Origin of the sequence: Arthrobacter sp. NamB2 (assembly GCF_005281365.1) — a bacterium.
Classification (GTDB): Bacteria; Actinomycetota; Actinomycetes; order Actinomycetales; family Micrococcaceae; genus Arthrobacter_D.
In genome coordinates, this window is record NZ_SZWI01000006.1 from 123,479 (window position 1) to 135,766 (window position 12,288).

Here is a 12,288-nt window from a genome sequence, read left to right on the forward strand (position 1 = left end):
CCGCCTCATTGCCGTGTCCCGTGGATCAGCTGCACGATGTCCTCGACGATCTTCCTGACCACGGGGAGGCGCGAGAGGATGACGAGCCTTGAGATCAGCGGTGCGGCCCGATCGATGAGGCGCCGTGTGCGTTCCTGCTGCGGCGAGGAGTCATACACCCAGAAGAGGGTGACGGCCATGTAGGCGTACCAGAGGAGCTCCGGGAGGTCGTCCCGGATGGCGAGGGGCGGCTGCGGCCTCGACAGGCCGACGGCCTGCCGGAACAGCGAGATGGCTCTCGCGCGAGCCACGGCCGACTCGCTGCCGAAGGGGCTTGTGGTTGCCGACGGCCTGATGGCGATACTGATGAAGTTCGAGCCGAAGTCGTGGTACGGCCCCATGACGTCGATGCCGGTGTTCAGGACCACCTTCAGGAGCTCGCCGAGGTTCTGTCCTTCGCGCAGGAGCGGCAGGGCACGGCTCCGGTGCTCCTCCTGCAGGCTCCGGTAGAGCTCGTGGACGAGGTCGTCCTTGGAGGCGAAGTAGTAGTAGGCGCTCCCGGTGGAGACGTTGGCGGCCGTCGCGATGGCCCGCATCGTGGTCTTCTCGTAGCCGATCTCGCGGAACAACCGCAGCGCGGTCGAGACCAGCAACTCTCGTGTCGCTTCGCTCTTCGCGGTCGACGTCGGCATCGGGCTCCTTTTCGAACGTGTTCATTTCGAAGTGTAGCCCGGATTTGAACGCGTTCAACACGGTTCTCTGCGGCCGCTACGCGTAGTACCGTCCCAGCACCTCGGCCTTGAGGTCGTAGAAGGTGCCGTCCTCGATGGCCGCGCGCGCATCGTCCACCATGCGCACCACGAATCGCTCGTTGTGGATGGAGATCAGTGTCGCCGACACCATCTCCTTGGCCTTGAACAGGTGGTGGATGTAGGCGCGGGTGTAGTGCGTGCAGGTATAGCAGTCGCACCCCTCCATGAGCGGCGTGAAGTCCCTCCTGAAGCGCGAGTTCGAGAGGTTCCACCGACCGTCCGGCGTGTAGAACGCCGAGTTGCGCGCCACGCGCGTCGGGGAGACGCAGTCGAAGGTGTCCGCACCGTTCTCGATGCCCGTGAAGAGGTCGTCCGGCTCCGAGATGCCGAGCAGGTGGCGGGGCTTGTCCTCGGGCAGCTCGTCGCTGCACCAGCCGAGGATCGTGCCCAGGTTCTCCTTCTCCAGGGCACCGCCGATGCCGAAGCCGTCGAAGTTCAGGGCGCCGAGGTCCGACGACGCCTTCCGCCGGAGGTCCTCGTACTGCGCACCCTGAATCACGCCGAACAGGGCCTGGTAGGGGCGGTGGCTGCGCTCGGCGGTCAGGCGTTCATGCTCCGCAATGCACCGCAGCGCCCACAGCCGCGTCCGTTCGAGGGACTCCTCCTGGTACCCGCGCGAATTCATGAGCGTGGTCAGCTCGTCGAACGCGAACATGATGTCCGCACCCAGCCGGTGCTGGACCTGCATCGAAATCTCCGGGGTGAACCGATGCCGGTCCCCGTTGAGGTGGGACTTGAACCACACGCCGTCGTCGTCGATGTGTGCCAGACGCTCCTTGCCGGCGGCGATGCGATCATCCGCCCCCGCCGCGCCCGCGTCGACGGGTAGGTCCATGGTGATGACCTTCTTGAAGCCCGAGCCGAGGCTCATGACCTGGAAGCCGCCCGAGTCCGTGAAGGTGGGGCCCGGCCAGTTCATGAAGGCGCCGAGCCCGCCGGCCTCGTCGAGGATGTCGGCACCGGGTTGGAGGTACAGGTGGTAGGCGTTCGCGAGGAGCGCCTGGGCTCCGAGCTCGGCCATCGCGCCGGGAAGGACGGCCTTCACCGACGCCTTGGTGCCGACGGGAATGAAGGCCGGCGTGCGGATCTCGCCGTGCGGGGTCGTGATCGTTCCGGTGCGCCCGTGCCGGCGGCCACCCGTCCCGGCCTCCGGCGTCGTGTCCTCGAGACGATGGTGGACGGAGAAGGAGAACGAGGACTGCTGGGACTGTGGGTGCACCACCCTATTTTGCCAGTCCGCCGCCGGTCGGCCGGACGTCGGCGGACGCCCCAGGGCTACGTCGTGGCGAGCTGCGCAGTGAGCGCGCCGATCGCGGCGAGTTCAGCGGCGATCCGGCGTTCCAGGACCTCGCGGCTGAGGGTCTCCGATCCGCCGTGTGCACGCAGGTGCAGCAGCACCCCGATGCGGAGGATCCGGTAGTCCCGCTCGACGTCGGCCTTTCCTGCAGTCGAGGCACGCAGGATCTCCGGATCGTAGACGTTGGGCTCGTTGAGCTGTCGCTGCCGGAACGCCGCGGCGGTCTTCGCCCGCAGCGGGTCGCTCTCGACATCGTCTGCCACCCGGATCGCCGCGGAGTACCTCGCCGAGCGTTGTTCATCGTGCCGCGTGAGGTAGGCGGCGACGGCAAGGCCGCCCTCGATCCACTTCCAGCGGCCGAAATTCCCGTCGAACGGAAGATCCGCGAGCAGGTCTGCGACGCCCAGAGCCGATGCCGTGTCGCCCTCGTCGATGAACAGTGCGAGGGCGAGTTGGTGGAGGTCCTGAAGGTTACTGCCGGCCTTGAGGTTGATGCCCCGGGCAAGGCGCCCGGCGATGCCCTGGATGGCTGCGCTGTCGGGATGTGCCTGCGCGATCCGGGCTACGAGCGCCTCCGGCGACCCGTGGTCCGCAGCGATGGCGGGTGTGCCGGCCTCTGCGTCCGCCGCTTCGAGGTAGGCGGTCGAACCGGTCGCCAGCGAGACCCGGCGCCCTCCGGCGACCGTGGCGACGACGAGTGCGGGCACCCCGAAGTCGTCATTCTCGACGGTGACCGCCGTGACTTCCGCCGCGTCCCCGCTCCCGGGAAGCGCCAGGACGTCGCCCACCGCGAGGATCTCCGCCGGGACCGCGCGTAGACCTGTCCTCTCCACCCTGTTCACCACCATGTGCTGCGTGCCAACCTCTGCAATGAGCCCCCTGGATGTCTGCCTACCCCAGCGCGCTCGTACCACCTACGGTAACGCCGGGGGCACCCGTCCCGACGCGGGCTAGCGGCCCCAGCCTGCATGGGCGAGGGCCTGGCGGAGTAGATCCGCCCGTCCACCCGAGAACTCGGCCTGGATGGAAGGGCTCAGCGCCTCGGAGGGAGTCAGCCAGGACAATTCGAGGGCGTCCTGGCGCGGATCACACTCGCCGGTCACCGGGATGATGTACGCGAGGGCCACGGCGTGCTGGCGGTCGTCCGTCAGGCCGGTCTCGGAAGGGGACGGGAAGTACTCGGCGATCGTGAAGGGCAGGGGCGACGGCGCCAGCTGCGGCAATGCCAGCGGTCCGAGATCCTTCTCCAGGTGCCGCAGGAGCGCAGCACGGATGGTCTCCCGGTACATGACGCGGCCGGAGACGAAGGTCCGGACCATCTCGCCCTGCTCGTTCGCCTGCAGCAGCAACCCCACCTCGTTGACGTACCCGAGGGCATCGCACCGAACGGGGATCGCCTCGACGTAGACCATCGGAAGGCGGCGGCGGGCCTCGTACAGGTCATCTTCGGAGAGCCAGCCCGGATTGGGGTCAGGGGTGCGTACGTTCATACCCCCAGTTTTATAGCAGACCCCGCCATCGGAGCGGGCGGCGCGCTGCTCTTCGGCCCGTGGCTGAATCCGATCCGCCGCAGACGCGCGGTCCGGTCACTGCCCGGTCACTGCCCGGTCACTGCTCCCTGTACCCCTGTACCCCTGTACCCCTCGGCATCGTGCTGCCGCTCGGTGACGCAGATCTCGGCACCCCAGGGCGAGTGCACGCGGAGGGACCGGCTGGAACGCCCATCACGTACTGCGGCTTCGACACCGGCGGCGGCCAGGCCTCCGACCAGTTGCCGCACGTCGCCGTCGTACTCGAAGGCCAGGGCCACCACGGGCCGCTCCGCCGCGCGCACCCCCACGAGGCCGCCGTTCTTCGCGCTGAAGTCATGCCGGGCACCCGCGGTCGCGCCGGTCCTCGGCCTGGCACCCATGTCCGCCAGCACGCGGCCCACCGGTCCTACGTCCGGCGTGGACCAGAGGGCGAGAACGGCGAGAGGCGACGACGGAGCGCCCGTCTCGCGGGGACCGATGCCGGCGAGGAACGAGGTGCCGTCCGGCGCCGTGATCCGGGCGGCAAGGCCGTACTCTTTCTCGGTGAGCTCGACCGCGGTACCGGCCTCCGTGGTGCGCCGGGCGAACTCGCGCACGTCGGACACGTCGAAGGCGAGAGCGGTGACGCCCTCCTCGGGGGCGCCGGGCCTGCAACCGTGGACGGCAACCCTGCCGCTCCCGGCGTCGAAGACGGCGAACGCGCCGTTGGCGGCCGGGTCCTCCGCTCGGCGTAGTCCCAGCGCCTGCAGGAACCCGGCCGCCGCAACGGGGTCGGGCGTGTGGACGAGTGGGCGGACGCGGAGCATCGGTCATCCTTGGAGTCGTCGCGGAAGGCCTGCTCCACTGCTGCGGACAGGCCGGGGCCCCTCCAATCTAGTTCCCGCCGAGCCCGTGCGGCTTCTAGGGTGGTGGCATGAAACCCGAACTCCCCGAACTCCTGCTGCCGGACGCGCTCGCCTGGCGCAGGTGGCTCGAGGAGAACCACGCGTCCTCGCCCGGGGTCTGGCTCATCCAGCACAAGAAGGGCGGGACGACGACACTGCTCACCTACGCGCAGGCGCTGGACGAGGCGCTGTGTTTCGGCTGGATCGACGGACAGGCCAGGACGCGTGACGGCGAGAGCTACTTCCAGCGGTTCACGCCGCGAGGCCCGCGCAGCATCTGGTCCGTGCGCAACAGGACGTACATCGACAGGCTGCGCGCCGAGGGGCGCATGCGCGACGCCGGTGAGCGGGCGGTCGCGGCAGCACAGGCCGACGGCCGGTGGGAGCGCGCCTATGCGGGACCTGCCACAGCGGAAGTGCCACCCGAGCTGATGGCGGCGATCGAGGCGAACGAAGCCGCACTCGCCACGTTCGGCACCCTCTCGTCCCAGAATCGCTACGCCCTCATCTTCCGCCTGACCCAGCTCAAAACGGACGCGGCCAGGCAGCGGAATATCGAGAAGTTCGTCCAGATGCTCGCCAGGGGAGAAACCTTCTACCCGCAGGGCAGGAAGGCCGACTAGCGGCACGCCCGCTCGGCCTCGAGGATCATCCAGGCCTGGAGCTGGGACGAGAGGCTGACGGGACCATCCTGCCGGGGCGGGAAGAGCGTCGCGCGGTCGACCTGCAGGCGCTGACTCCAGATCCGATCGGCCGTCCGTTCCAGCAGCGAGCGCGCGGTGGCTGCCGCGTCGGCGCGGAGACCGGGGGCGACGGCAGCTACCGCGAGGTATCGCGCGAGGATGCCGGTGAAGAGGCCGCCGTCACCGGAGGACCCCATCGGCAGCACGCCGTCCCCGTCAGCCGCAGTGCGGGATACGGCTTCCACCAGGTCCGCGGCGTGCTGCAGGTTCCTCGGCGCGCCAACGGCCACCAGGGCGCCGAGCACCGTGCCCTGGTTGTAGGTGTAGATGGCGCGCTCCACCGTTCCCTCCACACGGCCGTCGGCTCGCACGCCGTCGAGGTAGAGCCCGGTGCCGGTGTCGTGGAGGCGGTCGCGGAGCCAGTCGAGCAGCTCCTGCGCCCGCGCCGTCTCGCCGGCTCGTGCGAAGAAGATCGCCGCCGGGGCCGTGCTCGCGGTGTTCTTGTAGTCGCGACCGGTATTCCAGAAGACGCCACCACCGAGCTCCTGCGTGTGCGCCGAGCGGAGGGTATCCCCGAGCAGCCGCACCCGGTGCCGCGGCCGGCGTCGTTCCTCCACCTGGTCCAGCCGCTGGAGCGCCAGGGCGAGCCATGCCATGTCGTCGTAGTAGGCGTTCCGCCAGCGACCGCCGTTGCGCAGCCAGATGCCCCGGGCGAGCTTCCGGGCCTCCGCCATCGCGTCGCCCCGGGGGTCACGGAGGTGTTCGTCGATCAGGCAGTCGAGGTAGTGGGCCTGCCACCAGTAGTGCCAGTGGCTGCGCGAGTCCTGCGGCGCGGGAAAGGAGATCGCTCCGAGCCTCGTCCCCGGGATCCTCAGACTGCGTCGGGCGAACAGTCGCCGGACGCTCCGGGCGGCTTCCGGGGCGGCGTCGTCGGGCATGGGCATATGACCACCCTAGTCACGCGCCGGGTCGGGCGGGTTGGGCAGGATGCGCAGTCGATCGCACTACGGGTGCGCAGTGGGCCATGTCACAGTACGCTGGGCGCGTGGACGGACCAACGGTGGTCCTCCGAGGGACGAAGGGCCGGTCATGGACATCAGGGGAGCGGTAGCCCTCGTCACGGGAGGTGCCTCCGGACTCGGTTTCGCCTCGGCCCGGCGGTTGTTCGACGACGGCGCTTCGGTGGTCCTCCTCGATCTGCCGCAGTCCGCCGGAGCTGACGCGGCAGCACGGCTCGACCCCGAGGGCGCGCGCGTCCGCTTCGTCGCTGCCGATGTCGCCAGCGCCGAGCAGGTCGAGGCAGCGGTTGCGACGGCCTCGGAACTCGGTCCGCTGCGGATCGTCGTCAACTGCGCGGGCATCGCCACTCCGGGCAAGGTACTCGGGCGCGAGGGCGTCCTGCCCCTCGAGCAGTTCGCCCGCGTCATCAACGTCAACCTGGTGGGGACCTTCAATGTCATCAGGCTCACGGCCGAGGCCATGGCAGCGACTGACACAGTCCTGGGGCTCGGGGGGTCCGAGGAGCGCGGAGTCATCATCACGACGGCGTCGGTCGCGGCGTTCGACGGACAGATCGGCCAGCCGGCCTACTCCGCCTCCAAGGGAGGTGTGGCAGCCATGACGCTGCCGATCGCCCGCGAACTGGCCCGGTCGCTGATCCGCGTGGTCACGATCGCCCCCGGCATCTTCGAGACACCCATGATGGCGGGACTTCCCAAGGAGGCCCAGGATTCCCTCGGCGCCCAGGTCCCGCACCCGTCCCGGCTGGGCAAACCCGTCGAATACGCAGCCCTGGTTGCCCACATCATCGAGAACCAGATGCTCAACGGCGAGACGATACGCCTCGACGGCGCCATCCGCATGGCGCCCAGGTAGCTCCACGCCGGTCGAATCGAAAGGACGGCTCGATGGAGAGCCAATTGCCCACCGCCGACTTCCTCGGTTTCGAGTCCCTCCTGGCGAGCCATGAGCGGGACAAGTTGCAGGACGTCCGGGACTTCCTCGCCAAGGAGGTCGCGCCGCACGCCGTGGACTGGTGGAACCGGGCCGAGTTCCCCCACGCGATCCTGCCGAAGCTCGCCGCGCTGAACCTCAGCACCCCCGTGCAGCAGGGCTACAGCCACCTGTTCAGCGGACTCGTCATCGCCGAACTGACACGGGCTGACACGTCCATCGCCACGTTCTTCATGGTCCACCACGACCTGTTCGTCGAGGCCCTCCACACGTTCGGCAGCGAGGACCAGAAGGAACGCCTCCTGCAGGACGCCATGGAGCTGAGAATCACCGGGGCCTTCGCGCTCACCGAGCCCCAGCACGGGTCCGACGTCGCCGGCGGCATGGCGACGACGGCGACCCGCGATGGCGATGCGTGGATCCTCAACGGTGCTAAGCGGTGGATCGGCAACGGGACCTTCTGCGACCGGATGCTCCTCTGGGCCCGGGACACCGAGACCGGCGGTGTGCGGGGCTTCATCCTCGATGCCACCCTGCCCGGCGTCACGCGGACGGCGATCGGCAACAAGATCGCGCTCCGGACGGTGCAGAATGCCGACGTAACGCTTACGGACGTACGCATCTCCGAGTCGGATCGCTTCGCCGGGATCGAGTCCTTCGACGACACCCGGCAACTCCTGCTCGGCTCACGCATCCTCGTCGGCTGGCAGGCGGTGGGCCAGCAACTGGCCGCGTTCGACGTCGCCCGGCAGTACGCCGTCGAGCGCCACCAGTTCGGCAGGCCCCTCGCCGGCTTCCAGCTCGTGCAGGACCAGCTCGTGACCATGATGGGCAATGCAACCGCCAGCCTCGGGGTGATGACACGCGTCGCCCAATTGCAGGCGGAGGGCGCGTCCGACATGCCGCGGGCGGCGTTCGCCAAGTCCTTCACCACTGCACGCATGCGGGAGACGGTCGCCCTGGGAAGGGGCATCCTCGGGGGAAACGGGATCGTGACGGACCACGCGATGGCGAAGATCTTCGCGGATGCCGAAGCGGTCTACACCTACGAGGGTTCCTACGAGATTAACAGCCTCATCGTCGGCCGGGCCCTGACCGGGGTCTCCGCGTTCACCTGATCTGCCCGGTATCCGTTCATATGACGGACCCGGTGAGGCGCACGCCACAGAACTGGGTAGTATCCCAACAGCAATCCGACGTATCCAGTGCCGCATACGCCCCGTTTTCCGTGCCCTGAAAGCAGGCTGTTGTGACAGTGCCCCTCGAAGTGTCCCCCGCGCACGCCGCTGACCGGTTCGGCGAGACCGCCGGCGACATCAGTTCCGACCTCCGCGCCGACGTCCGCCGCGTCAGCACCCTGCTCGGCGAATCGCTCGTGCGTCAGCACGGCCAGGACCTGCTCGACCTCGTGGAGCGCGTCCGCCTGCTGACCAAGCAGTCCAAGGAGTCCGGGAGCGTCACCGATGCGGGCGAGCGCGCCGCGCTCGCGGAGCAGGTCCGTGAGCTCCTCGCAGCCCTCCCCATCGACCAGGCGACCGAGCTCGTGCGCGCCTTCGCCGCCTACTTCCACCTCGCGAACGCCGCCGAGCAGGTGCACCGCGTGCGCGGCCTGCGCACCCGCTCCGAGGAGGACGGCTGGCTCGCACAGACGGTCACCCGCATCGCAGCCGACGCCGGGCCCGAGGCGCTCGCCGACGTCGTGCAGGAGCTCGATGTGCGTCCGGTGTTCACGGCGCATCCCACCGAAGCCTCACGTCGGTCGGTGCTCGACAAGCTCCGCCGTCTCTCCGACGTCCTTGCCGAGTCGACGGCGGAGGGGTCGCAGCAGCGGCGCAGGCAGGACCGGCGGCTGGCGGAGGTGATCGACCTGATCTGGCAGACGGACGAGCTGCGCCAGGTACGGCCCACCCCGATCGACGAAGCCCGCAACGCGATCTACTACCTGGGCGACATCCTCACGACCTCCATGCCCGAGCTGCTCGAGGACCTCTCGGACCTGCTGGCCGAGCACGGCGTCTCCCTCCCGGCAACCGGGGCACCGCTCCGATTCGGCTCCTGGATCGGTGGTGACCGTGACGGCAACCCGAACGTCACCGCGGCCGTGACGCGGGAGATCCTGCAGATCCAGAACCAGCAGGCCGTGCGTATCGCCATCCACTTCATCGACCGGCTCATCTCGTCCCTGTCGTCGTCGACCGCGATCGTCGAGGCGTCCGCCGAGCTCACCGCTTCGATCCAGCGCGACCTCGCGAACCTCCCACGCCTCGACAAGCGTGTGCTCGAGCTGAACGCACAGGAACCGTACCGGCTCAAGCTGACCTGCGTGAAGGCGAAGCTGCTCAATACGGCGGCGCGCGTCCAGAACCAGACGGCGCACGAACCCGGACGCGACTACAACGACACGGCGCAGGTGCTGGCGGACCTCCAGCTGGTCGGGGACTCGCTTCGGCACCATGCGGCGGGCCTCGCCGCGGACGGCGCCCTCGCGACGGCGTCGCGGGTCATCTCGTCCTTCGGCCTGCACCTCGCGACCCTCGACATCCGCGAGCACGCGGACATGCACCACGACGTCGTCGCGCAGCTCACGGACCGCCTCGGCGAACTGGAGGTGCCCTACCTCGAACTCGACCGCGCGGGCCGGCTGCAGGCACTCTCCCGCGAGCTGGCGTCCCGGCGTCCGCTCGCGACGTCGAACCCGCCGCTCGACGACGGCGCCCGCAGGACCTTCGACGTCTTCCGGGAGATCTCTGCGGCACTGGAGACCTACGGCCCCGACGTGATCGAGACCTACATCGTGTCCATGACCCGTGGAGCGGACGACGTCCTCGCGCCCGTGGTCCTGGCTCGGGAGGCGGGCCTGGTCGATGTCGTGGGAAACGGATCGGGCGGACCGGATTCGGGTGCGTTCGCGAAGATCGGCTTCGCCCCGCTCCTCGAGACCGTCGACGAGCTCCGGGTCTCGGCCGAGATCGTCGACACCCTGCTGTCCGATCCGACGTACCGCGAGGTGGTCCGCCTCCGCGGTGACCTGCAGGAGGTCATGCTCGGCTACTCCGACTCGAACAAGGAATCGGGAGTCCTCACGAGCCTCTGGGAGATCCACAAGACCCAGCGGCGCCTGCGCGACGTCGCAGCCAAGCACGGCGTCCGCCTCCGCCTGTTCCATGGACGGGGTGGTTCCGTCGGCCGCGGTGGCGGCCCGACCTACGACGCGATCCTGGCACAGCCGAACGGCGTGCTCGAGGGCGAGATCAAGTTCACCGAGCAGGGCGAGGTCATCAGCGACAAGTACTCGCTGCCGGCACTGGCCCGCGAGAACCTCGAGCTGTCCCTGGCCGCCGTCATGCAGGGGTCCGCGCTGCACAGGACGCCCCGTACGTCCGACGACGAGCGCGGCCGCTGGGCCGAGGTCATGGAGACGGTGTCCGATGCCGCGTTCCTCCGCTACCGGTCGCTGATCGACCACGAGGACCTGCCCGCATACTTCCTCGCGTCGACGCCCGTGGAACAGCTCGGATCCTTGAACATCGGCTCCCGCCCGTCGAAGCGCCCCGACTCCGGCAGTGGCCTCGGCGGCCTGCGTGCCATCCCCTGGGTCTTCGGCTGGACGCAGTCGCGGCAGATCGTGCCGGGCTGGTTCGGCGTCGGGTCCGGGCTGCGTGCCGCGCGGGAGGCGGGGCACGAGGGGCTCCTCAGGGAGATGCTCGACCGTTGGCACTTCTTCCGCACCGTGGTCTCGAACGTGGAGATGACGCTTGCCAAGACGGACCTCGAGATCGCGGCCCACTACGTCGAAGCCCTCGTGCCGGGCGAGCTCCAGCACCTCTTCGGCGTCATAGGCGAGGAATACGAGCTGACCCTGGCCGAGATCCGGCTTCTGACGGGCGAGCATGAACTTCTCGACAACCAACCCGTGCTCAAGCGCTCCCTCGCGGTGCGCGACCAGTACCTCGACCCCATCTCCTACCTCCAGGTCGAACTGCTGCGCCGTGTGCGGGCCGGGAACGACGGCGGCCAGCCCGACGGGCAGCTCCAGCGGGCCATGCTGATCACCATCAATGGAGTAGCTGCCGGGATGCGCAACACCGGTTGATCCGGAATACCGACCGGCGGGTGCGGGTTGCCGCCTCTGGAAGCTGAACCGCCGGCCTCGGATGCAATCATCCGGGGCCGGCTCATCCTCAGGAGGAGCACCATGAAAGCAGCGTTCTACGAGCAGTACGGCGAGCCCGACGTCCTTCAGTACGGAGAGCAGCCGGACCCGAAGGTCGGGCCCGACTCGGTGCTCGTCGACGTCCGTGCCGCCTCGGTCAACCCGGTCGACTGGAAGATCACCGCCGGCTACCTCGACGCAGTCCTCCCCACCCACTTCCCCGTCATCCCCGGGTGGGACGTCGCCGGCGTCGTCGCTCAGCCGGGTCCCTCGGTCACGGAATTCGAGGTCGGCGACGAGGTCATCGGCTACGTCCGGATGGACACGGTCGGTCTGGGAACCTTCGCCGAGAAGGTAGCCGCGCCGGTACGGGCCCTCGCGCGCAAGCCGAGGAACGTCTCCTGGGCGGAGGCCGCCACGATGCCGCTCGCCGGATTGACGGCCTACCAGTCACTCCGAGCGGTCGGCGCGACCGCGGGCGACACCGTACTCGTGCACAACGGGGCCGGTGGCGTGGGCACATACGCCATCCAGATCGCGAAGGCGTGGGGAGCCCGCGTGCTGGCCACGGCCTCCGAGAAGAACCACGACTTCCTCCGCTCGCTGGGTGCCGAGCCCCTGACCTACGGGGAAGGCCTCGGCGAGCGCCTCGCACACGCGGCGCCCGAGGGACTGGACGCCGTCGTCGATTTCGTAGGTGGTCGGGACTGGATCGACTCCCTCGCCCACCTGAAAAGTCCCGAGCGGATTGCCTCCGTCACGGACACGGCGGTCAAGGACGAGGGTGGTCGCTACATCTTCGTCCGGCCCAACCCGTCCGATCTGCTGGCGCTGACCGAACTCGTCGAGGCCGGACACGTGAAGCCCATCCTCGCCGAGAGCTTCCCGCTCGAGCGCGCGGCCGATGCCTTCCGCAGCAGCATCGACGGGCATGTGCGCGGCAAGATCGCCGTCACCGTGGGCGAGCAGGCCTAGTTCGTCGCGCTGCTGGGCCT

Annotated in this window: 11 protein-coding genes; 5 read left to right on the top strand and 6 right to left on the bottom strand. The window is 69.1% G+C overall.

Going from position 1 to position 12,288, the window contains the following annotated elements:
* Nucleotides 1-5: 5 nt before the first annotated feature.
* From FDK12_RS11705 to FDK12_RS11725, 5 genes are all read right to left on the bottom strand, one after another.
* A complete protein-coding gene (locus FDK12_RS11705; RefSeq protein WP_137369731.1) occupies nucleotides 6-671 on the bottom strand; it encodes a TetR/AcrR family transcriptional regulator in 666 nt (221 codons plus the stop codon).
* Between the two features lie 76 nt (nucleotides 672-747).
* Nucleotides 748-2,010 (bottom strand): tRNA guanosine(34) transglycosylase Tgt, encoded by a 1,263-nt coding sequence (gene tgt, locus FDK12_RS11710; RefSeq protein WP_137369732.1) that lies wholly within the window; start codon nucleotides 2,008-2,010, stop codon nucleotides 748-750.
* Nucleotides 2,011-2,066: 56 nt separating this feature from the next.
* The gene (locus tag FDK12_RS11715; RefSeq protein ID WP_223263249.1) at nucleotides 2,067-2,921 is read right to left on the bottom strand and encodes a DUF6707 family protein; all 855 of its coding nucleotides are present in this window, start codon (nucleotides 2,919-2,921) and stop codon (nucleotides 2,067-2,069) included.
* Nucleotides 2,922-3,038: 117 nt separating this feature from the next.
* On the bottom strand, nucleotides 3,039-3,578 hold the full coding sequence (locus FDK12_RS11720) for an NUDIX hydrolase family protein (protein ID WP_104117659.1): 540 nt from the start codon (nucleotides 3,576-3,578) through the stop codon (nucleotides 3,039-3,041).
* Between the two features lie 107 nt (nucleotides 3,579-3,685).
* Complete coding sequence (locus FDK12_RS11725; protein ID WP_137369734.1) at nucleotides 3,686-4,426, bottom strand: VOC family protein; 741 nt, start codon at nucleotides 4,424-4,426, stop codon at nucleotides 3,686-3,688.
* Nucleotides 4,427-4,533: 107 nt separating this feature from the next.
* Here FDK12_RS11725 and FDK12_RS11730 point away from each other — a divergent pair, with 107 nt between their 5' ends.
* Nucleotides 4,534-5,127 carry a YdeI/OmpD-associated family protein gene (locus tag FDK12_RS11730; RefSeq protein ID WP_137369735.1) on the top strand — a complete coding sequence of 198 codons (594 nt, stop codon included), beginning with the start codon at nucleotides 4,534-4,536 and terminating at the stop codon, nucleotides 5,125-5,127.
* Here FDK12_RS11730 and FDK12_RS11735 read toward each other — a convergent pair.
* Nucleotides 5,124-6,131: a glycoside hydrolase family 76 protein gene (locus FDK12_RS11735; protein WP_137369736.1), complete on the bottom strand. Its 1,008-nt coding sequence runs from the start codon at nucleotides 6,129-6,131 to the stop codon at nucleotides 5,124-5,126. The genes FDK12_RS11730 and FDK12_RS11735 overlap by 4 nt on opposite strands.
* Nucleotides 6,132-6,276: 145 nt before the next feature.
* Between FDK12_RS11735 and FDK12_RS11740 the strand changes: the two genes are divergently transcribed.
* From FDK12_RS11740 to FDK12_RS11755, 4 genes are all read left to right on the top strand, one after another.
* Nucleotides 6,277-7,062: an SDR family NAD(P)-dependent oxidoreductase gene (locus FDK12_RS11740; RefSeq protein ID WP_137369737.1), complete on the top strand. Its 786-nt coding sequence runs from the start codon at nucleotides 6,277-6,279 to the stop codon at nucleotides 7,060-7,062.
* 32 nt (nucleotides 7,063-7,094) lie between these two features.
* Nucleotides 7,095-8,258: an acyl-CoA dehydrogenase family protein gene (locus FDK12_RS11745; protein WP_137369738.1), complete on the top strand. Its 1,164-nt coding sequence runs from the start codon at nucleotides 7,095-7,097 to the stop codon at nucleotides 8,256-8,258.
* Between the two features lie 149 nt (nucleotides 8,259-8,407).
* On the top strand, nucleotides 8,408-11,233 hold the full coding sequence (gene ppc, locus FDK12_RS11750; RefSeq protein WP_137369844.1) for a phosphoenolpyruvate carboxylase: 2,826 nt from the start codon (nucleotides 8,408-8,410) through the stop codon (nucleotides 11,231-11,233).
* Nucleotides 11,234-11,335: 102 nt separating this feature from the next.
* Entirely contained in the window at nucleotides 11,336-12,268 is a 933-nt protein-coding gene (locus tag FDK12_RS11755; protein WP_137369739.1) for an NADP-dependent oxidoreductase, read from the top strand.
* Nucleotides 12,269-12,288 lie beyond the last annotated feature (20 nt).